The sequence below is a fragment of the Nocardioides luteus genome (assembly GCF_015752315.1).
Classification (GTDB): domain Bacteria; phylum Actinomycetota; class Actinomycetes; order Propionibacteriales; family Nocardioidaceae; genus Nocardioides.
In genome coordinates this window covers 311924-331241 of sequence record NZ_JADOVJ010000001.1, presented here as the reverse complement: position 1 = coordinate 331241, position 19318 = coordinate 311924, and the positions used below count along the sequence as shown (strand labels likewise).

At 69.6% G+C, this 19318-nt stretch carries 19 protein-coding genes and 1 tRNA gene; 12 read left to right on the top strand and 8 right to left on the bottom strand.

The features are described from left to right. Window positions 1–15 precede the first annotated feature (15 nt). From HD557_RS01540 to dcd, 5 genes are all read right to left on the bottom strand, one after another. Complete coding sequence (locus HD557_RS01540) at window positions 16–1053, bottom strand: FecCD family ABC transporter permease (RefSeq protein WP_196872585.1); 1038 nt, start codon at window positions 1051–1053, stop codon at window positions 16–18. Continuing rightward, window positions 1050–2081 (bottom strand): FecCD family ABC transporter permease, encoded by a 1032-nt coding sequence (locus tag HD557_RS01535; protein ID WP_231380139.1) that lies wholly within the window; start codon window positions 2079–2081, stop codon window positions 1050–1052. The genes HD557_RS01540 and HD557_RS01535 overlap by 4 nt, the downstream gene beginning before the upstream one ends. Before the next feature lie 8 nt (window positions 2082–2089). Further along, window positions 2090–3148, bottom strand: a complete 1059-nt coding sequence (locus tag HD557_RS01530) for an iron-siderophore ABC transporter substrate-binding protein (RefSeq protein ID WP_196872584.1) — start codon at window positions 3146–3148, stop codon at window positions 2090–2092. 94 nt (window positions 3149–3242) lie between these two features. Next, on the bottom strand, window positions 3243–3845 hold the full coding sequence (locus HD557_RS01525; protein WP_196872583.1) for a DNA-3-methyladenine glycosylase I: 603 nt from the start codon (window positions 3843–3845) through the stop codon (window positions 3243–3245). Window positions 3846–3881: 36 nt separating this feature from the next. Further along, window positions 3882–4457 (bottom strand): dCTP deaminase, encoded by a 576-nt coding sequence (dcd, locus tag HD557_RS01520; protein WP_008354516.1) that lies wholly within the window; start codon window positions 4455–4457, stop codon window positions 3882–3884. Window positions 4458–4513: 56 nt separating this feature from the next. On the opposite strand from dcd, the gene HD557_RS01515 reads away from it, so the two are divergent. From HD557_RS01515 to HD557_RS01490, 6 genes are all read left to right on the top strand, one after another. Continuing rightward, on the top strand, window positions 4514–5206 hold the full coding sequence (locus tag HD557_RS01515; protein WP_196872582.1) for a hypothetical protein: 693 nt from the start codon (window positions 4514–4516) through the stop codon (window positions 5204–5206). A gap of 82 nt (window positions 5207–5288) precedes the next feature. Next, complete coding sequence (locus HD557_RS01510; RefSeq protein ID WP_008354518.1) at window positions 5289–6080, top strand: SGNH/GDSL hydrolase family protein; 792 nt, start codon at window positions 5289–5291, stop codon at window positions 6078–6080. 49 nt (window positions 6081–6129) lie between these two features. Further along, a tRNA-Gly gene (locus tag HD557_RS01505) sits at window positions 6130–6205 on the top strand. 856 nt (window positions 6206–7061) lie between these two features. Then, entirely contained in the window at window positions 7062–8438 is a 1377-nt protein-coding gene (locus tag HD557_RS01500; protein WP_196872581.1) for a class-II fumarase/aspartase family protein, read from the top strand. 104 nt (window positions 8439–8542) lie between these two features. After that, a complete protein-coding gene (locus HD557_RS01495; RefSeq protein WP_196872580.1) occupies window positions 8543–9175 on the top strand; it encodes a DUF2461 domain-containing protein in 633 nt (210 codons plus the stop codon). Window positions 9176–9218: 43 nt separating this feature from the next. Next, window positions 9219–10259, top strand: a complete 1041-nt coding sequence (locus tag HD557_RS01490; RefSeq protein ID WP_196872579.1) for a calcium-binding protein — start codon at window positions 9219–9221, stop codon at window positions 10257–10259. A gap of 7 nt (window positions 10260–10266) precedes the next feature. Here HD557_RS01490 and HD557_RS01485 read toward each other — a convergent pair whose 3' ends face one another. Next, on the bottom strand, window positions 10267–10719 hold the full coding sequence (locus HD557_RS01485) for a nuclear transport factor 2 family protein (RefSeq protein ID WP_196872578.1): 453 nt from the start codon (window positions 10717–10719) through the stop codon (window positions 10267–10269). Between the two features lie 72 nt (window positions 10720–10791). On the opposite strand from HD557_RS01485, the gene HD557_RS01480 reads away from it, so the two are divergent. Continuing rightward, window positions 10792–12036, top strand: coding sequence for an MFS transporter (locus tag HD557_RS01480; protein ID WP_196872577.1), 1245 nt, complete (start codon window positions 10792–10794; stop codon window positions 12034–12036). 116 nt (window positions 12037–12152) lie between these two features. After that, on the top strand, window positions 12153–14006 hold the full coding sequence (locus tag HD557_RS01475) for an acyl-CoA dehydrogenase (protein ID WP_008354532.1): 1854 nt from the start codon (window positions 12153–12155) through the stop codon (window positions 14004–14006). 81 nt (window positions 14007–14087) lie between these two features. On the opposite strand, the gene HD557_RS01470 is transcribed toward HD557_RS01475, so the two are convergent. Further along, window positions 14088–14963 (bottom strand): LysR family transcriptional regulator, encoded by an 876-nt coding sequence (locus HD557_RS01470; RefSeq protein ID WP_196872576.1) that lies wholly within the window; start codon window positions 14961–14963, stop codon window positions 14088–14090. An 82-nt stretch (window positions 14964–15045) separates the two neighbouring features. Between HD557_RS01470 and HD557_RS01465 the strand changes: the two genes are divergently transcribed. Next, complete coding sequence (locus HD557_RS01465; RefSeq protein ID WP_231380138.1) at window positions 15046–16266, top strand: MFS transporter; 1221 nt, start codon at window positions 15046–15048, stop codon at window positions 16264–16266. 93 nt (window positions 16267–16359) lie between these two features. Further along, complete coding sequence (locus HD557_RS01460) at window positions 16360–16719, top strand: hypothetical protein (RefSeq protein WP_196872574.1); 360 nt, start codon at window positions 16360–16362, stop codon at window positions 16717–16719. Window positions 16720–16724: 5 nt separating this feature from the next. Here HD557_RS01460 and HD557_RS01455 read toward each other — a convergent pair whose 3' ends face one another. Continuing rightward, window positions 16725–17627: a LysR family transcriptional regulator ArgP gene (locus HD557_RS01455; protein ID WP_196872573.1), complete on the bottom strand. Its 903-nt coding sequence runs from the start codon at window positions 17625–17627 to the stop codon at window positions 16725–16727. A 74-nt stretch (window positions 17628–17701) separates the two neighbouring features. Here HD557_RS01455 and HD557_RS01450 point away from each other — a divergent pair, with 74 nt between their 5' ends. Together HD557_RS01450 and HD557_RS01445 are read left to right on the top strand one after the other, a co-directional pair. Then, window positions 17702–18310 (top strand): LysE/ArgO family amino acid transporter, encoded by a 609-nt coding sequence (locus tag HD557_RS01450; protein ID WP_196872572.1) that lies wholly within the window; start codon window positions 17702–17704, stop codon window positions 18308–18310. A 60-nt stretch (window positions 18311–18370) separates the two neighbouring features. Beyond that, window positions 18371–19312 carry an oxidoreductase gene (locus HD557_RS01445; protein WP_196872571.1) on the top strand — a complete coding sequence of 314 codons (942 nt, stop codon included), beginning with the start codon at window positions 18371–18373 and terminating at the stop codon, window positions 19310–19312. Window positions 19313–19318 lie beyond the last annotated feature (6 nt).

Here is a 19318-nt window from a genome sequence, read left to right as displayed (position 1 = left end):
TGGGCCTCTTTCATGTCATCGCCTTCCAGCCCGCCCGGCGGCGAGCAACCACAACAGGAACGGCGCCCCGAACGCACCGGTGACGACGCCTACCGGGAAGGAGACGCCGGGGACCGCATAGTCGGCGATGTAGTCGCCCGCCACCATCACGATGGCGCCGACGAGCGCAGCGCCGACCAGGGTCGTACGCCCGCCGTTGAGCGCCCGCGAGATCGGTCCGGCGACGAACGCGACGAAGGCGACCGGGCCGGCGGCGGCGACGCCGAGAGCGGTGAGCAGGACGGCGAGCAGGAGCAGCAGGTCCGTACGCCGCCGGCTGACGCCCAGCCCGGTGGCCACGTCCGGACCGAGCTGGAGGATCTGGGCGGACCGCGCGGTCAGGATCAGCGCAGGGACGAGCACGACCAGGAAGCCCAGCAGCGTCCAGATCGTCGGCCAGGTGACGCCGTTGAGCGCGCCGGTCAGCCAGCGCAGCACGAGCAGGGCGTCGAACTCGTTGGCGCGGGTGAAGAGGTAGTGGACGACCGCGGTCATCGCGGCCGCGGCGGTGACGCCGACCAGGACGAGCCGGTAGCTGCCGTCGGAGCCGGCCACGAGCCGGACCGCCACCGCGATCGCGATCGCTCCCACGATCGCGGCGATGCTCAGGGCCAGCCCCTGCAGGTCGAACACCACGATCGCGAAGACCGCCGACGCGCTCGCGCCGAGCGAGACGCCGACGATGTCGGGGCTGGCCAGGGGGTTGCGCAGGGTGCTCTGGAAGACCGCGCCGGCGCTGCCGAAGGCGATCCCGACCAGCACCCCGAGGATCGCCCGGGGAAGCTTCTCCGACATCAGCAGGAAGGTCGCGCCCGGGATCTCGGCACCGCCGAGGATCCTGAAGAAGTCGGGCACGGTGATGATGAAGTTGCCGAGCAGCACCCGGGCGACGAAGGCTCCGAAGAGGAGGACCACCAGGGCCGCGATGACGAGGGCATGGCGTCGTTGCGGCGCCCGCCGGGCCTTGCGTACGACGTCGACGGGCCGCGCGGTCTCGGCTGCAGTTGTGCTCACAGGCCCGCCATCCGTCCACGTCGCAGGAACCACACGAAGGCAGGTACGCCGACGACGGCCGTCATGATGCCGACCTGCACCTCGGTGGGCGGCAGCACCACCCGGCCGAGCGCGTCGGCGATGGCGGTGAGCGCGGCCCCGGCGGCGATCGAGAGCGGCAGCACGAGGGTGTAGCTGGGACCGACCAGGGCGCGTACGGCGTGCGGGACGACCAGGCCGACGAAGGCGACCGGGCCGACCAGGGCGGTGGCGGTGCCGCTGAGCAGCACCACCGCGATCCCGACGACCACCCGGTCCAGACCGGTGCGGCGGCCGAGTCCCTTGGCGAGGTCGTCGCCGAGCGCGAGCGCGTCCAGGACCCGCGCGCCCAGCAGCGCCAGCAGGGCACCCACGGCGAGGAACGGAGCACAGACCGCGAGGTCGCCCCAGTCGCTGCCGATGGTGCCGACCTGCCACTGCCGGAAGACCTCCAGGCCCTTGTGGTCCATCAGCAGGATGCCGCTGGTCCAGCTGGTCAGGGCCGCGGTCAGCGCCGCGCCGGCCAGCACCAGCTTGGCGGGAGTGGCGCCGTCGCGGCCGATCGCGGCGATGCCGTGCACGAGGATCGCGGCCAGGGCCGCGCCGATGAAGGCGGCCCACAGCAGCGAGTCGAGGCCGGTGGCACCGACGTAGACCAGCGCCACGACGACCGCGAAGGCCGCGCCGGCGTTGAGGCCGAGCAGTCCCGGGTCGGCCAACGGGTTGCGGGTGAGCCCCTGCAGACAGGCGCCGCCGAGCGCGAGCGAGCCGCCGACGGCGAAGGCGATCGCGGTGCGGGCGATCCGGTTCTCCAGGATCGCCTGCCCGAAGCTGCCGTCGTCGAAGAGTGCGGTGGGCGGGACCCACTCCGCGCCGAGCAGGACCGAGGCGACCGCCGCGACGAGCAGCACCCCGAGGATCAGTCCGACCCCGGGCAGCCGTCGACCCCGGACGACCGCGGCGGCAGCTGCTGCCGGGTCGGCCGGGGCCAGAGGCGTACGGATGGTCAACGCGGGCTTCACTCAGCCGCGGTGACGTTGACCTTCCCGCCGTCGACCGCCTCGGCGATCGAGGGAACGAGCTCGTCGATGAAGTAGGGGATCGACAGGGTGCTCGCGGCGGAGAAGGTCAGGGACAGCGGCTGGTCGGTCACGTCGAGGTAGTGGCCGTTCTTGATCGCCGGGATCTGGCTGAGCAGTTTGTCCTTCTGCAGGGCCTCGAAGCTGCCCGCGGTGTAGCCGAGGTTGATCAGCACCTCGGACTCCAGCTCGGGAGCCTTCTCCGCGGAGACGTCGGTGTAGAACTGGCCGGCCGGGACGAGTTTGTCGGCGACCGGGGCGAGCTCCATGCCGAGCTGGGTGAGCATCTGCGGGCGGGCGTCGCCGGCGCCGTAGAGGCCGATGGTGCCGAGCTTGGAGTTGTCCTGGACACCGGTGACAAGGTAGCTGGCGCCGACGATCTGCGGGTGGTCCTTCTGGGCCTGCGCGATCTTGTCCTCGGTCTCCTTCTTGACCTCCTCGGACAGGGTGACCCGCCCGGTGGCCTTGCCGATCATCTCGAGCGAGTCCTGCCAGGAGGTCAGCCACGGGTCACCGGGGAAGGCGACGGTCGGGGCGATCTCATTGAGCTTCTTGTAGTCGGCCTCGGTGATGCCCGAGTTGGTGGCCAGGATCAGGTCGGGCGCAGCCTTGCTGATCTCGGTGAAGGGGATGCTGGTGTCGGCGTTGTAGCGCACCGGCTGCTTGCCGCCGACCTCCTTCAGCTCGGCGTCGAACCAGTCGGTCGACTGCTGCTCGTTACCGCCCCAGGTGATTGCCTGGGCTGCGACCGGGACGACGCCCAGCGACAGCGCCACGTCGTGGTCCGACCAGCCGATGGTGGCGACGTTGGTCGGCTCCTCGGTGATCTCGGTGCTGCCGTAGGCGTGCTCGACGGTGACAGGGAAGGCGCCCTTGTCTGCCTTCGAAGCGGAGTCCGCGGAGCTGTCCGCGGAGTCGGTCGCGCCTGTGCTGCACGCAGCCAGGCCGGTGGCAGCGAGCACGAGGCTCGCTGCGATGAGAACGGATCGACGAATCACGGGGGAAACCACCTTGGGTTAGGCAATGCTTAGTTAGGACAGCCTAAACACATCTTGCCTCGACGCGAGGTATCGGGCCCCGGATGTGGACAGGTCAGGGCCTGACGAACGCCGCCCGCTCGGCCTCGACTCGATCCCGGATCACGCAGTCGAGCGAGTGGTCGTTGATGATCCCCATCGACTGCATGAACGCGTACATCGTCGTCGGCCCGACGAACTTCCAGCCGCGCTTCTTGAGGTCCTTGGAGAGGCTCATCGAGGCGGGCGAGGTGGCCACCACCTCCGGGACCTTCAACGGCTCGGGCTCGAAGTCCCAGACGTACGCAGCCAGCGACCCGCGCTCCTCGACGAGCTCGACCGCGCGCCGGGCATTGTTGATCGCCGCCTCGATCTTGCCGCGGTGGCGGATGATCCGCGCGTCCTGCAGGAGCCGCTCGACGTCGCCCTCGTCGAACTCGGCGACCTTGTGGAAGTCGAAGCCCGCGAAGACCTCGCGGAACGCCGGCCGCTTGTTGAGGATCGTGCGCCACGACAGCCCGCTCTGGAACCCCTCGAGGCAGACCTTCTCGAAGAGCCGCACGTCACCGCCGGCAGGAAAGCCCCACTCGGTGTCGTGATAGTCCAAGAACTCGGGCGCCCCGCCGGCCCACGCGCAACGCGTCTGGCCGTCGGGGGCCAGGAACGGTGTCTCACTCATCCACCCGACCCTAGCGGCGACCACCGACAGACCCGCTCAGATCTTGGTGCGGTGGAAGCTCTGGAAGCTGCGCGAGGCGGTCGGGCCGCGCTGGCCCTGGTAGCGGCTGCCGTACTTCTCGCTGCCGTAGGGGTTCTGCGCCGGCGAGGTGAGCCGGAAGAAGCAGTACTGGCCGATCTTCATGCCCGGGTAGAGCTTGATCGGCAGCGTCGCGACGTTGGCGAGCTCGAGGGTCACGTGACCCGAGAAACCCGGGTCAACGAAGCCGGCGGTGGCGTGGGTGAGCAGCCCGAGCCGTCCCAGCGACGACTTCCCCTCGACGCGAGCGGCGATGTCGTCGGGCAGGGTCACGGTCTCGTACGTCGACCCGAGCACGAACTCCCCCGGGTGCAGGATGAACGGCTCGTCGCCCTCGGTCTCTATCTGCCGGGTGAGCTCGGACTGGTCCACGGCCGGGTCGATCGTGGCGTACTTGTGGTTGTCGAAGACCCGGAAGAACCGGTCCAGACGTACGTCGACGGACGACGGCTGCAGCATCGACTCGTCCCAGGGGTCGATGACGATCCTTCCGTCGTGGATCTCGGTCAGGATGTCCTTGTCGCTCAGCAGCACGAGGCCAACTTACCGGTTCTCGTGCGCACCGTTAGCCGCCGCCATAGGCTGCGCTTGTGCGTCACAACTCCTCTGTGACTCGGGCACTCTCACTTTCCGTCGCGAGCGCACTGTTTGCCGCCGGTTGCGGATCCGATCCACGTGCGAACGCGGATCCGAAGCCATCCACCGCCAGCAGCGCTCCGACCACCTCGTCGGCGAGCCCGACAGCCGCATCCTCCGCTCCGTCGCCAACACCACAGACCTCGCGGATCAAGTCGATCCAGGACGTGTACGTGTACGGGGAGCCATGCCGATCACTGGCCAAGTCTGACGCGTACTTCACGAGCGAGTCGGCCGTGAAGTCACAGTTCGGCGTCGCGAAGGTCGGATCGCCGGATTGGGCTGAGCAACAGAAGACCTTTCCCCTGCTCACCGAGATACCGAAACCGACCTCGGCCTCCTATTGCTGGATCCTCCCGAAGGACGAGCCCGAGGACGATCCTGAGACCGAGACGATCCTCCACGTACTGGAGTACCCGAACGTGGCCTCTGCGGCTGCAGCAGCACCGGGCATCATCGACGGCGATCCGGAGATCATCGGCGACGAAGCGACCGTCGGCGCTGGAGACGGCTGGGGCGCAGGCTCGCTCCGCATAGATCGGGTGGTGCTGGTTCTCTCGGTCTGGGACGACATGCTCAACGTGATCGCGGCCAAATCCACCGTCAGAAGCATGCTGAAAGACCTGGTCCCGACGGTCCTGCCCTGATCCACAGCACCATCTACCCCATCCGTCACAGATTCCACGTCAGAGTCGTACGTCCCGGCGTAAACCCGGTTGAATCAGACGCATGGCACTGGATGCGCTGATCCCCGGCGGCTATCGCCGGTACGTCGCGCTGGGCGACTCCTTCACCGAGGGCGTCGGCGACACCGACGTACGACGCCCGAACGGCGTACGCGGCTGGGCCGACCGGGTGGCCGAGGTGATGGCCGAGCGGACCCCCGAGTTCAGCTACGCCAACCTCGCCGTCCGCGGCCGCGGGATCGACCGGATCGTCAAGGAGCAGGTGGCGGCGGCGCTCGCGCTCGAGCCGGACGTGGTGACGATCTACGGCGGGTCGGTCGACCTGATGTGGCCGCACGTCGACATCGACGCCCTGCTCGCGACCTACGAGACCGCGATCGGCGAGCTGGTCGACAGCGGCGCGAAGGTGCTGGTCTTCACCGCGTACGGCGCCCGGGCGTCCACCGTCGGGCGGCTGCTGCGCGGACGCTTCGCGGTCTACAACGAGGCCGTCCGGGAGATCGCGCAGCGGCGGGGAGCGACGCTGGTCGACTTCTGGCGGATGACCGAGTACGACGACGCGGGCTACTGGGACGGCCACGGCTTCCTGGGGGCTCCCGGCCATCAGCTGATGGCGATCAAGGTCCTCGACACCCTCGGCGTACGCCACCACCTGCCCACCCCGAAGCCGCTGGTCGTCATCGAGGAGCCGGGCCCGAACGGCCTGGCCGCCCCGATCCGCGAGGTCCGGCGGCTGGCCGCCCGGGCGCTCCCCTGGGCCGTACGCCGCATGCTGCGCGGCCCCGCCGGCGACGGGCTGTCGGCTCGCTATCCCCGGATGACACGACTTTCCTGAGTCGGTTCACACCTGGCCACGCGGGTGGGGTAACATCCTGGTCGCACCTGCGGACGTAGCTCAGTTGGTAGAGCGCAACCTTCCCAAGGTTGATGTCGCGAGTTCGAGCCTCGTCGTCCGCTCCACGTAACACAGCAGATCAGCCCGCACTTTCGTCGTCATCGTCGTCAGTGCGGGTTTCTGTTTGGGCCCCAGATGCCCCCAAGGTGCGCCCATCGTCATCGCGGTGGCGTGCGGGCCTGGCGGCCGGTCCCCGTGCCGCGCACATGAAGAAGAGCGCCCAGTCCGTCGACCGAGCGCTCACTCTCCAGAGCCAGCAACTGGAACCGCAATCTCTCGTGGAGGACGCTGGTCCTCATTCGCGAGCAACGCCAGTTCTTCGGCACGACGACGGCGGGGGTCCGTACGTCGTGCACTCTCCGGCCCTTCGCCAGCAGGCCATGTCGGGCCCGCCAACTAGACCGCGGCCCCGGGTCGGTGCCCGAGACCACGGCACCAACGGCGCCCATCGTGGTGTCGCACCCCACGTAGGAGTAGTCACCCAGACTGCCCCGTTGGTACCAGACACGGTAACCAGGAACGCGTTCCAGATGCACGGGACGACGTCCAGTCCGTGATATCCAGGCGCAGATGCCGGAACGGGTGACGCTCAGCCCCGCGATCCGGACACTCGCCCCCGCCCCCGGATAGTCCCGATATTCTTGTCCAGGCCCATCACCGTCATGAAGAGCCAGCACCGAATCCCGGTCCGCGGAAGCACGGAAGAGTGGATGTGGGGTGGGGTAAACTGACTGCCAGGGTCGACGCCTCGTCGTCCGCTCCACGGATCCAGGTCGTGTCATGTGGCGCGGCCTGTTTCAGTTCACTTGCACGATCCAAGTGATGCAGCACACGATCACGGGTGTTTGCGCTTTGCGTGGATTAAGATTGGGTTTCTGTTTTCCAATCATTGTGTGAACGACACGTAAAGGATCACTCGCCATGAGCGCGGGCTCGAGCAGCCGATTCACCGATGGACGAGTCCCCGACCACGGCATCGGAGACCTGTTCACCTACGAGGCACGCCTCCAGGCGCGACTCGACGTCGAGGCGGCACTCGCCGAGGCAGAAGCGGCCGTGAAGGTGATCCCGGCGGAGGCCGGCGAGGCGATCGCCGAGGCCGCCGACCTGGACAAGCTCGACCTCGACCGCATCGAGAAGGCGACCGCCGAGCACAGCCACCCGCTGACCCCGCTGGTCGAGGAGCTCTGCCGGGTCGTCGGCGCGAAGCACGGCGGCTGGGTCCACTGGGGCGCGACCACGCAGAACATCACCCAGACCGCCGACCTGATCCTGCTGCGCCAGGCACACGACAAGATCCTCGACCTGCTCGGCGACCTGCTCCGCTCGCTGTCGAAGGTCGCCGAGGCCGGCGCCGAGGTGCCGATGCCGGGACGTACGCACTCCCAGCACGCCGTTCCGATCACCTTCGGCTTCAAGGTCGCCATCTGGATCGACGAGATCGCCGCGCACGTCGACCGGCTCCGCTCGGTCGAGGACCGCGTCTTCCGTCTGCTGATGGGCGGCGCTGCCGGCACCATGGCCTCCTTCGGCACCCACGCTCGCGCCATCGAGACCGAGACCGCGTCCCGGCTCGACATGGGCTCGATGCCCGTCCCCTCGCGCGCGATCAACGACGGCATGGTCGAGTGGGTCTCGATCCTGGGGATGCTCGGTGGCACCGCCGGCAAGATCGGCAAGGACGTCTACTCGATGATGCAGCCCGAGTTCGGCGAGGCCTTCGAGCCGATCCCGGAGGGCACCATCGGCTCCTCGACGATGCCCCACAAGCGCAACCCGCAGCTGACGCTGGACGTGATCACCGCCGCCACCCAGCTGCGCGGGCTCGTCGCCCCGGCGATGGAGTCGATGCTCCACGACCACGAGGCCAATGGCGCCATGACCGGGATCCTCGAGGACGCGGTCGCCCAGGCGTCGCGTCTCGCAGGTGACGTCCTGGCCCGGCTCGTGGTCATCTTCACCGGCCTGACCTTCGACGAGGACCGGATGCGCGCCAACCTGGCCCTCTCCGGCGGCCTCATCGGCTCGGAGTCCCTGATGCTCGAGCTCGGTGAGCGCATCGGCCGCCAGGTCGCCCACGACGTCGTCTTCGAGCTGGCCCAGCGCTCCGCCGTGGAGGAGCTCGACTTCGCCTCGCTGCTCGCCGCCTCCCCCGAGGTCTCGGCCCACTTCAGCCGCGACGAGATCACCGCGCTGCTCGATCCCTGCCGCCACCTCGGCGAGTCCGCCAACATCGCCCGCTCGATGGCCGAGCACGCGCGCCGGGTCGCGGACACGATCCAGATCCCGAGCGTCTAGCAATAGTCGGGGATCAAACGGTCGCTTACTCGCGGGTAGAGCGACCGTTTGATCCCCGACTACCTCGCTGGGTCGTCTGTCGATCAACCCGTAAGGTTGCACGCGTGGCTTTCGAAGGTTTCCCCGTTGCAGCGCTCGACTTCTACGACGATCTCGAGGTCGACAACACCAAGTCGTTCTGGGAAGCCCACAAGCACATCTACAAGGAGTCGGTGCTCGCGCCGATGAAGGCGCTCACCGACGAGCTCGCCGAGGAGTTCGGCAGCGCCAAGATCTTCCGGCCCTATCGAGACGTACGTTTCTCGAAGGACAAGCTCCCCTACAAGACCCACCAGGGAGCCTTCGTGGCCGTCGCGCCGCAGACCGGCTACTACGTCGAGGTCTCGCCCCGCGGCATCCGCACCGGCGGTGGCTGCTACTGGTTCGAGCCGCCTCGCCTGGCCGCCTTCCGCGACGCCATCGTCCACGACCACTACGGCGCCGACCTGGAGAAGCGCCTCGCGGTCGCGGAGAAGAAGGGCTACGAGGTCACCGGCGACCGCCTCAAGACCGCGCCGCGCGGCTTCGACAAGAACCACCCCAAGATCGAGCTGCTGCGGCACAAGTCGATCCACCTCGGCCGCACCATCGGCTTCGACGACATCATCCACACCTCGGCCCTCGTCGACGAGGTCAAGAAGGACTGGCGTGCCACCCGCCCCCTCGTCGAGTGGATCGCCGAGCACGCGATCGCCTGAATTACCCGGGCGCGACCACGCGATACCCACTACGGTGTCGGCCGTGCGTACCCCCATCCTGCTTGCCGGTGCCGCGTCACTCCTGGTCGCGCCCGGACTCGTCCTACTGACCACTCCCAGCAGCTCCGCGGAATCCACCTGTGGCGGGCTGGCTGTGACCGTCGACCTCAACCGCGGCGAGACACGGTCCGATGCAGCCTTCCGCGATGTCATCCTCGGCACCCCTGGCGCCGACTCGATCACCGCCGACTCCAACGACGTCGTCTGCGGCGGCTCCGGAGACGACGAGATCCGCGGGGGAAGTCGCGTGCTCGCCGGGCCCGGGAGCGACGAGATCCGCGGCAGCACGTGGGCCAACGGGGAGTCAGGAAACGACACGCTCCACGGGACGTCCGGCAACGACGAGCTCACCGGCGGCACGGGCGCCGACACCATCTACGGCGGTCTCGGGAGCGACACCCTCGCTGGGCACTACATCTCCGGAACCTTCGACTCCACAGCGGGAACCGACAGCGGCGACCGCCTCTACGGCGGCAGCGGTCGGGACTTCCTCTCCGGCCAAGGAGGCAACGACCTCCTCTACGGCGAGGGCGGCCCAGACGCGCTGCAGGGCAACGGCGGGAACGACAGGATGTGGGGCGCAGCGGGAGACGACACCCTCCGAGGCGGCATCGGGGACGACCAGATCTACGCCAGCGACGGTGCCGACGTCGTCGTCGGCAACAGCGGCGCCGACCTCATCTACGGCAACGCCGGGCGGGACAGCCTTCACGGCATGTCCGGGAACGACCGGATCTACGGCGGCTCCGGGCGGGACTGGCTCAAGGGGTGGAGCGGAGCGGACTACCTCGCGGCGGGGACCGAAGGCGACTCGGTCGTCGGCGGCGACGGCCGGGATCGCCTCCTCGGGGGCGGCGGTCCCGACTGGCTCGTCGGCGGCGCCAACGCCGATGTCGTCAAGGGTGAGGCCGGCAGCGATCATTGCGCCCCCGAGCCGGGCGCTGGCGCGACGTACTCCTGCCGGGTCGAGCGCGGCCTTACGTCGGGTCCGCCGGTCGACGGCGGCACCTACTGGACTCCCTGACCACCGCTCAGGCGGAGGTGAAGCTCGCCATCGTGCGCTCGGGCTCCCAGAAGGCCTTCATAGACTTGATCCGGCCCTCCTCGTTGACGGTGTAGACCATGATCAGGTCGGTGGTGGTGTAGCTGCCGTCGGGGAACGAGGTCTTGATGCGGCCGATGTTGGCGCAGGTGTTGCCCTCGGGGTTGGCGAAGGAGTCGTTGATCTCGAACTCGAACCTGTGGACCGACGCGATCGCCTTCGCCCAGAACGCCTTCAGTCCCTCGTGACCATGGTGACCCTTGCCCTCGGGGTCGAACATCGACGGCCCGACCGGGTCCTCGAGGACGCAGTCCTCGGCGTAGATCGTCAACCACTCGTCGAGGTCGCCCTTGGCGACGGCGGCATAGGAGCGCTGGCCGGCCGTACGTGCGGGGTGTTCGTCATCGGGGGCGTTCCAGGTGATGGCGTCGGAGGAGATCATGCGGCAGATCGTACGCCGAAACTGAAACGTGTTCTACCTGATCGCCGACTCCCGCCCGGATAGGGTCTCCGGGTGACCGTCTCGGAGACCGATCGCGGGACCGCGACACCGGGACGGGACTTCAACCGGCTCTGGCTGGCGACCGCCACGAGTCAGGCCGGGTCGACGATCGCCTACGGCGCCCTGCCGCTGGTCGCGGTGCTCGTCCTGGACTCGTCCACGTTCCAGGTGTCGCTCCTGGCGGCGCTGTCCGGGTTCGCGGCCGCGGCGGCAGGAGTCCGGCTCGGACCGTGGATCGAGTACCGACCCAAGCGACCGACGATGATCGGCGCCGACCTGATCCGGTTCGCGGCGATGCTCAGCGTTCCCGCGGCTGGGTTCCTGGACCTGCTCACCTACGCCCACCTGTGCGTCGTCGGCGTCCTCGCGGCGACGTGCGAGCTCGCCTTCACCGCCGCCTCCGGCGCGCACCTGAAGGCGTTGGTCGGTCCGGAGGCCAGGCTGACCGCGACGAGCCGGCTGGAGACGACGTTCTGGACCACGTTCACCGCCGGTCCACCGATCGGCGGCGCTCTCGTCTCCGCGTTCGGGCCGACACTGACGGTGCTCGTGGACGCGGTGACCTATCTGCTCTCCGCGCTCGGCATCCGCTCCATCCGTACGCCGGAGCCGCAACCACCGGCACGCAAGCCGCAGCACTGGCTCGCCGAGGTGACCGCCGGCTGGCGCTACATCTTCGCCCGGCCCGATCTGCGCGCGCTCTTCCTGAACGCCGCCCTCTTCGGCTCGTGCGTGATCGCGACCAGCCCGCTGCAGACGGTGCTGACGCTGCGGGAGCTCGGCATGGAGCCGTGGATGTACGGCGTCGCCATGGGCCTCCCCTGCCTCGGCGGCATCCTCGGCGCGATGTGCGCACCTCGCCTCACCCACCGGCTCGGCGAGCGGGCGGTGCTGCTGGGGTCGGGGGTCGCCCGGACCGTCTGGACCGTCCTGATCGCGCTCACCCCGGCGGGCGTGGCCGGGTTCGCGTGGTTCACCGCGGCCAACTTCGGGCTGATCCTCTGCGCCGGGGTCTTCAACCCCACCTTCGCCGCCTACCGGATGCGCGAGACCGACGACGACCACATGGCGCGGGTCCAGGCGGCCTGGTCGATCACCATGAAGGTCGCCCAGCCGATCGGCGTGCTGGCGGCCGGGGCACTGGCCGCTGCGACGAGCCCGCGGACCGCGATCGCGGTGGCCGGCGGCGTACTCCTGCTCTCCTCCGGACTGCTCCCCTGGCGTTCCGCTGTGACAAAGAACCCTACCTGCGAGTAGCCCTGGGCTTGCCACCCCTTAACCGCATGCCTATTCTTGATGTTACCCGCCAGTAGTGCGTGCCGACCGGCGCTCCCGCAACTGGTAAATCCGACAAAGGTTATGAAGGTGGATCAGTGAGCCACTACAAGAGCAATCTCCGCGACATCGAGTTCAACCTCTTCGAGGTCTTCGGCACCGACAAGGTGCTCGGCACCGGTCCCTTCGCGGACCTGGACGTCGACACCGCGAAGGAGATCCTCGCCGAGGTCGAGCGTCTTTCTCGCGAGGACCTCGCCGAGTCGTTCGTCGAGGCCGACCGCAACCCGCCGGTCTTCGACCCCAAGACCAACACCGCTCCGGTCCCGGCCGCGTTCAAGAAGTCCTACGACGCGTGGATGGAGTCGGGCTTCTGGAGCCTGCAGACTCCCGAGGAGATCGGCGGCCAGGTGGCCCCGAACTCGCTGATCTGGGCGACCGCCGAGATGCTGCTGGGCGCCAACCCGGCGATCTGGATGTACGGCGCCGGCCCGTTCTTCTCGAAGGTCGTCTACGAGAACGGCAACGACCGCGACAAGCGCATCGCCGAGATCATGGTCGAGCGCCTGTGGGGCTCCACGATGGTGCTGACCGAGCCCGACGCGGGCTCCGACGTCGGCGCCGGCAAGACCTTCGCCACCCCCAACGAGGACGGCTCCTGGAACATCACCGGCGTCAAGCGCTTCATCACCAGCGCCGAGTCGGACCTGCAGGAGAACATCATGCACCTCGTCCTCGCCCGCCCGAAGGGCGTCGAGGGCGTCGGCGGCCCGGGCACCAAGGGCCTCTCCCTCTTCCTCGTGCCGAAGTACCACTTCGACCACGAGACCGGTGAGCTCACCGGCGAGCGCAACGGTGCGTACGTCACCAACGTCGAGCACAAGATGGGCATCAAGGTGTCCAACACCTGCGAGCTCACCTTCGGCGACCCGCAGGTCGGCGGCGGCGAGCCCGCCAAGGGCTGGCTGCTGGGCGAGGTGCACGACGGCATCCGCCAGATGTTCGACGTCATCGAGAACGCTCGGATGATGGTCGGCACCAAGGCGATCGCAACCCTGTCGACCGGCTACCTGAACGCGCTGGAGTACGCCAAGACCCGCGTCCAGGGCGCCGACCTGACCAAGGCCGCCAAGACCGACCCGCGCGTCACGATCACCCACCACCCCGACGTGCGTCGCTCGCTGCTGGTGCAGAAGTCGTTCGCCGAGGGCATGCGCGCGCTGGTCTACTACACGACCTCGTGGCAGGAGAAGGTCGTCCTCACCGAGGACGGCTCCGACGAGAACAAGCTGGCCGCCGCGGTCAACGACCTGCTGCTGCCGATCGTCAAGGGCTACGGCTCCGAGCGCGCCTGGACGCTGCTCGGCACCGAGTCGCTGCAGACCTTCGGTGGGTCGGGCTTCCTGCAGGAGTACCCGATCGAGCAGTACGTCCGCGACGCCAAGATCGACTCGATCTACGAGGGCACCACCGCGATCCAGGGCCAGGACTTCTTCTTCCGCAAGATCGTGAAGAACCAGGGCGCCGCGCTCGGCCAGATCGCCGGCGAGATCCAGGCCTTCCTCGACAACGAGGGCTCCGCCGAGCTCAAGGAGTCGCGTGCCCTGCTCGCGACCGCGCTCGAGGACGTCAACGCGATCGTCGGCCACATGTTCAACGACCTGATGGCCTCCCAGGAGGAGATCACCAACATCTACAAGGTCGCCCAGAACACCTCGCGCCTGCTGCTCGCCGTCGGCGACGTCGTGGTCGCGTGGCTGCTGCTGCGCCAGGCCGAGATCGCCCTCGCCGCCCTGGCTGGCGACCCCGGCAAGGACAAGGACTTCTACACCGGCAAGGTCGCCGCCGCGAAGTTCTTCGCCTCCTACAACCTGCCCAAGCTGACCGCTGAGCGGGCCATCGCCGAGGCGATCGACAACTCGATCATGGACCTGCCGGAGTCGGCCTTCTGATTCCCAGGTTCTGACCTGCAGTACACAGCGGCCCGCCCGGTTCTCCGGGCGGGCCGCTTCGTCGTCCGCCGCTCCTGCCGCTCAGAGCGCCGAGGCGGTGACCGCCTCGGCGAGCCGCGCGGCGGCAACGGAGATCCGTCGGTTGCTCGGGACGGCGAGCTGGAAGGACCACTCCAGGCCGATCGGGACGGCGACGACCCCGGGGTCGCCCGCGATCGACGACCGGGGCACGACCGAGACGCCCAGACCGCGGCAGACGAGGTTGCGGGCGAGCTCGAAGCTGGTGACCTCGGTGCGGACCGTCCGGGAGACGCCGGCGGAGGCGAACGCGGCATCCACGACCGTACGGTTGCCCCAGCCCGTCGGGAAGTCGACCCAGGTCTCCTCGGCGAGGTCGGCGGCGGACACCGCACCGGCCCGCGCCAGGCGGTGGCCGGGGGCGCAGACGAAGACCAGCTCGTCGCCGTGGATCCGGGTCAGCGTCAGCCCGGGCAGCGAGGCCGCGGGCGTGGAGACCAGTGCGAGATCGAGGGCCCCGGAGCGTACGTCTGCCTCGTTGGTGGCGCTGCCGGAGATGGTCTGGCGCATGCGCACGGTGATGCCGGGGTGGCGGGCGGCGAAGCCCTGCAGGACCTCGGCGATGTTCCAGCGGCCGGTGTAGGACAGCGTGCCGAACAGGACGGTGCCGACCACCTGCCCGCGGGCGCCGGCGACCGCCTCTCGGGCAGCCTCGATGCCGGCGAGCACGTCGCGAGCCCGTGGGAGCAGCGCCTCCCCCTCGGCGGTGAGCGTGAGGCGGTGGTAGCCGCGCTCGATCAGCGGCGCCCCGAGGCCCCGCTCGAGCTGCTTGATGGCTGCGGAGACGGCGGACTGCACGACACCGACCCGGTCCGCGCCGGCGGTGAAGCTGCCGGTCTCGGCGACGGCGACGAAGTACTCCAGCTGGTGCGGCTGCATGGCTCTCACTATCGCAGATCGTGATGGTTACCTTCGAAAGGATTCGTTGGAGATGATCATGCTGATCGGCGAGCATGGAGGCATGACAACGATCCAGGCAGCGCCTCTCACCGAGCGGCAGCACCACGTCCGCGGGTTCTGGTCGGTGGCGTTCCTGTTCGCCGCCACCATGGGCTTCGCGGCCGCGCCGGCACCGCTCTACGTCTTCTACGTCGACGAGCAGGGGTGGGGCTCGTTCGCGATCACGGTGGTGTTCGCGACGTACGGCGCGGGGGTGGCGATCTCGCTCTTCCTCGCCGGCCACCTCTCGGACCGGTTCGGGCGGCGGCGGGTGGTGGCGCCCGCGGTGCTGCTCAACGTGCTCGCCGCGCTGATCTTCCTCTCGACCCATGAGCTGGGCTGGCTGCTGCTGGCGCGGCTGCTGTCCGGGCTGGGCGTCGGGATGCTGACCGCGACGGCGACGGCCCACCTCGCCGAGCTGCACCGGACCGCGCGTCCGGAGGCGCCGGCGACCCGCGCCGAGGTGGTCGCGACCGCGGCCAACATCGGCGGGCTCGGACTGGGCCCGCTGGTCGCCGGCGCCCTGGCCGAGTGGGCGCCGCGGCCGCTCTACACGCCCTACGCGGTCTTCGCGTTCCTCATGGTGATCGGGCTGCTGGCGGTGGTGGCGGCGCCGGAGACGGTCGACACCGACCAGCCGGGATGGACCTACCGGCCGCAGCGGGTGCGGGTCCCGGCCGACGCCCGGAGCGCCTACTTCGCCGCCGGGATGGCGAGCTTCGTGGCGTTCGCGATGTTCGGCTTCTTCACCTCGCTGGTGCCGTCGTTCCTGGCCGACGAGCTCGGGCTCCACTCGCACGTCGTCGCGGGCGTGGTCGGGTTCTCCATCTTCGGGGCCGCGGCGCTCTTCCAGGTGCTCGCCGGGGGCTGGCAGCGCCGTCAGCTGTACGTCACCGGCCTGGTCGCGCTCACCGCCGGCCTGCTCCTCGTGGTCGGAGCCCTCCTGTCCGGCACGTTCTGGATGCTGGTCGTCGGGGCCGTCGTCACCGGGGCCGGGTCGGGGATGTCGTTCAAGGCGGCGGTCGCGACCGTGATCTCGGTGGCACCCGCGGAGAGCCGCGGTGAGGCGCTGGCCGGCCTCTTCCTGATGGCCTACCTGGGGATCACGGTGCCGGTGGTGCTGCTGGGGATCCTGGTGCAGTACGTCGCCACCGATCCCGCGATGCTCGCCTTCGGCGCGCTCCTGCTGGTGCTGCTCGGGGTCGCGGCGCGCGGGGTGGCCGGGACGCGGCGTACGGCCTGAACGGCTGGGCGCCCGTGATGCGGGGGACGGTATGGGGGCCTGAACCCGCTGGGTAGCGTGGCGCGCCCAGCCCCCAACCTCTGGAGTTCTGTCATGACCATCGGCCTAGGGATCATCCTGCTGGTCCTCGGACTCGTCCTGCTCACCAGCGCCGTGGATCTGCCCGACGAGGTCGCCAGCGCGATCGCCAGCGAACCGCTGGGCTGGATCTTCGTCGTCACCGGCGGCCTCGCGATCGTGATCGGCGTCCTGCTGTCGGTGAACCGGTCTCAGCACACCACCGCCGTCGAGCACCGCCAGTACGACCCCGGCCCCTACGCGGGCGGGCCCCAGGGGCACTACCCGCCGGGCCCGCCTCCGCAGGGCCACTACCCGCCGGCCGGGCAGCCGATGCCGGGCAACGCCCCGCAGGCCCAGCACTTCGGTGCCGGCTACCCCGGCCGCCGGGGCTGACCCGTTCAGCGGCGGCGCGTCGGGCGTAGCCCGGAGCGGGCGGCGCGGCGTACGGCCTCGCTCAGGTCGTCGAGAGCGACCGAGTCGAGGCGCCAGCGCTGCCAGAAGAGCTGGACGTCGATCGGCTTCGCGCCGGGGAGCGGGATCGTTCTCCCGGACGCGAGGTCGGCCTCGGCCTGCGCGTCGAGGAGCATCCCCCAGCCGAGGCCGCGCCGGATGGCCTCGTGGAAGTCGTGGCTGCTCGGGACCCGGTGGACGACCGGCGGCCGGGACGCGCCGTGCGCGGCGAGCACCTCGTCCTGGAGGTGGTCCTTCTCGTTGAAGACGATCATCGGGATCGCGCTCCACTCGATGCCCCTGCCCTTGCGGTGGCGCTCGACGAGCTCCGGTGTCGCGCCCGGGGTGTAGCGGAGCCGACCCAGCGGCTCGACCGTGCAGCCCTGGACCGGCTTCGGCTCGCTGGTGACGGCCGCCAGGACCTCGCCGCGTCTGAGCGCGTCGGCCGAGTAGCCCTGGTCCTCGACGGTGATCCGCAGCGCCGTCCGGTCCCAGGTCGCGACCTCGTCGAGCACCGGCCGGAACCAGGTCGCGAGGGTGTCCGCGTTGACCACGACCGAGAGGTCGACGACGGTGTCGGCGCTGGTCTCGTCCGCGCCCAGGGACGCGGCCGCCTCGGCGAGGAGCAGGCGGAGCTGTCTTCCCTGGCGGATCAGGGGCTCGCCGGCCTCGGTGGGCGTGCAGGGAGTCGTACGCCGCACCAACACCTGACCGGCCGCGCGCTCGAGCGCGCGGATCCGCTGGCTGACGGCGCTCGGGGTGATGTGCAGGCGGCGCGCCGCGGCGTCGAAGGTGCCTTCCTCGGCGATCACGACGAGGGTCTCGAGCTGGGTCGGGTCGAGGGCCGGCATGCCTTAAGTGTGGCTTATCTTCGGTAAGATTCTTTCGCTGGTCTGTTGGCTGGCCGCGCTCTAGCGTCGCTGGCGTGATCAACGCCAGCCTCGCCGGGCTCCTCACCGGGCTCAGCCTCATCGTCGCCATCGGGTCGCAGAACGCGTACGTCCTGCGGCAGGGCATCCTGCGCTCGCACGTGCTGGTCGTGGTGAGCGTGTGCGCGGTCTCCGACCTCGTCCTCATCTGCGCAGGAGTCGGCGGGATGGGCGCGGTCGTCTCGCGTGCGGGCTGGGTGGTGGAGGTGCTGCGCTGGCTCGGGGTGGCGTTCCTCGGCTGGTACGGCATCGGATCGTTCCGGCGGGCACTGAGCCCGTCGGGTCTGGAGGCAGCGGACGCACCCCGTGAGGCACTCCCCCGCGTGATCGCCAAGGCCGCCGCCTTCACCTGGCTCAACCCGCATGTTTACATCGACACACTTGTGCTCCACGGGTCGATCGCGGCGACGTACGGCTCGGCGCGGTGGGGGTTCGCCGTCGGCGGGTGCCTGGCCAGCATCATCTGGTTCGCCGGCCTCGGCTACAGTGCCCGGCTCCTCGGGCCGCTGCTCGCCAGCCGGCGGGCGTGGCAGGTGCTCGACAGCCTCATCGGGTGCATGATGCTCGCCATCGCCGGCGGGCTCGCGCTGGGCGGGCTGGGCTGACAGGCCGGGGCCGACGGTCAAATGCGTCCATTGTGTGGAGTCGCCGCCTAGTGTGGCCGCATGCCGTGGACGACCTCCGACATTCCTGACCTGACCGGCAAGAACGCCGTGGTGACCGGACCGACCCTGGGCGGGATCGGCTACTTCACCGCGCGCGGCCTCGCAGCCGCCGGGGCACGGGTGATCCTGGCGGGACGGTCCTGGGAGAAGCTCGACGCGGCCGCCGCGGCTCTGGCCGACGAGGTTCCTGGGGCCAAGCTCGATCGGGTCGCGCTCGACCTCTCCTCCCTCCAGGCGGTGCGGGCCGGGGCCGAGGCGATCGCCGCGGCGACCTTCGACGGCGGCGGGCCGCTGCACCTGCTGGTCAACAACGCGGGCGTGATGGCGACGCCCCAGTCGCGCACCGTCGACGACCTCGACCTCCAGATGGCGACCAACCACTTCGGACCGTTCCTGCTGACCGGGCTGCTGCTCGAGCCGTTGGCCGAGAGCGGCGAGGCGCGGATCGTGACCGTGTCGAGCATGATGCACAAGCTGGCCCGCAAGGCACCGTTGGGCTACCCGACCGTGCAGGTCGGGCGGTACTCACCCTGGAACGTCTACTCGCAGTCCAAGCTCGCCAACCTGCTCTTCACCTTCGAGCTCCAGCGGCGGCTGGAGAAGGCGGGGCTGCCGATCTCTGCGTACGCCGCCCACCCGGGGCTCGCCTCGACCCGACTGATGGCGAACGGCACGTCCAGGCGGCTGATCGCACCGATCGCGAGCATCAGCGAGGCCGCCGTCCACGCGATGGCGCAGACCCCCGTAGCAGGTGCCTGGCCTGCGCTGATGGCGGCGACCTATCCGGGGCTGGAGCCGGGGACGTACATCGGGCCGAGCGACGCCTTCGAGGCCCGCGGTATGCCGAAGCCGGTCACCGCATCGCGGCTCGCGCGCGATCCCGAGGCGGCGCGGGCACTGTGGGAGCTCTCCGAGCAGACCACCGGTATCGCATACCCCTGATTGGCC

What these genes read in the sequence shown, in the direction of transcription:
- HD557_RS01525 (WP_196872583.1), bottom strand. Translation starts at nt 3,845, where the DNA reads ATGAGTGAGACACCGTTCCTGGCCCCCGACGGCCAGACGCGTTGCGCG.
- HD557_RS01445 (WP_196872571.1), top strand. Translation starts at nt 18,371, where the DNA reads ATGCCGTGGACGACCTCCGACATTCCTGACCTGACCGGCAAGAACGCC.
- HD557_RS01500 (WP_196872581.1), top strand. Translation starts at nt 7,062, where the DNA reads ATGAGCGCGGGCTCGAGCAGCCGATTCACCGATGGACGAGTCCCCGAC.
- HD557_RS01465 (WP_231380138.1), top strand. Translation starts at nt 15,046, where the DNA reads ATGACAACGATCCAGGCAGCGCCTCTCACCGAGCGGCAGCACCACGTC.
- HD557_RS01455 (WP_196872573.1), bottom strand. Translation starts at nt 17,627, where the DNA reads ATGCCGGCCCTCGACCCGACCCAGCTCGAGACCCTCGTCGTGATCGCC.
- HD557_RS01470 (WP_196872576.1), bottom strand. Translation starts at nt 14,963, where the DNA reads ATGCAGCCGCACCAGCTGGAGTACTTCGTCGCCGTCGCCGAGACCGGC.
- HD557_RS01485 (WP_196872578.1), bottom strand. Translation starts at nt 10,719, where the DNA reads ATGATCTCCTCCGACGCCATCACCTGGAACGCCCCCGATGACGAACAC.
- HD557_RS01510 (WP_008354518.1), top strand. Translation starts at nt 5,289, where the DNA reads ATGGCACTGGATGCGCTGATCCCCGGCGGCTATCGCCGGTACGTCGCG.
- HD557_RS01460 (WP_196872574.1), top strand. Translation starts at nt 16,360, where the DNA reads ATGACCATCGGCCTAGGGATCATCCTGCTGGTCCTCGGACTCGTCCTG.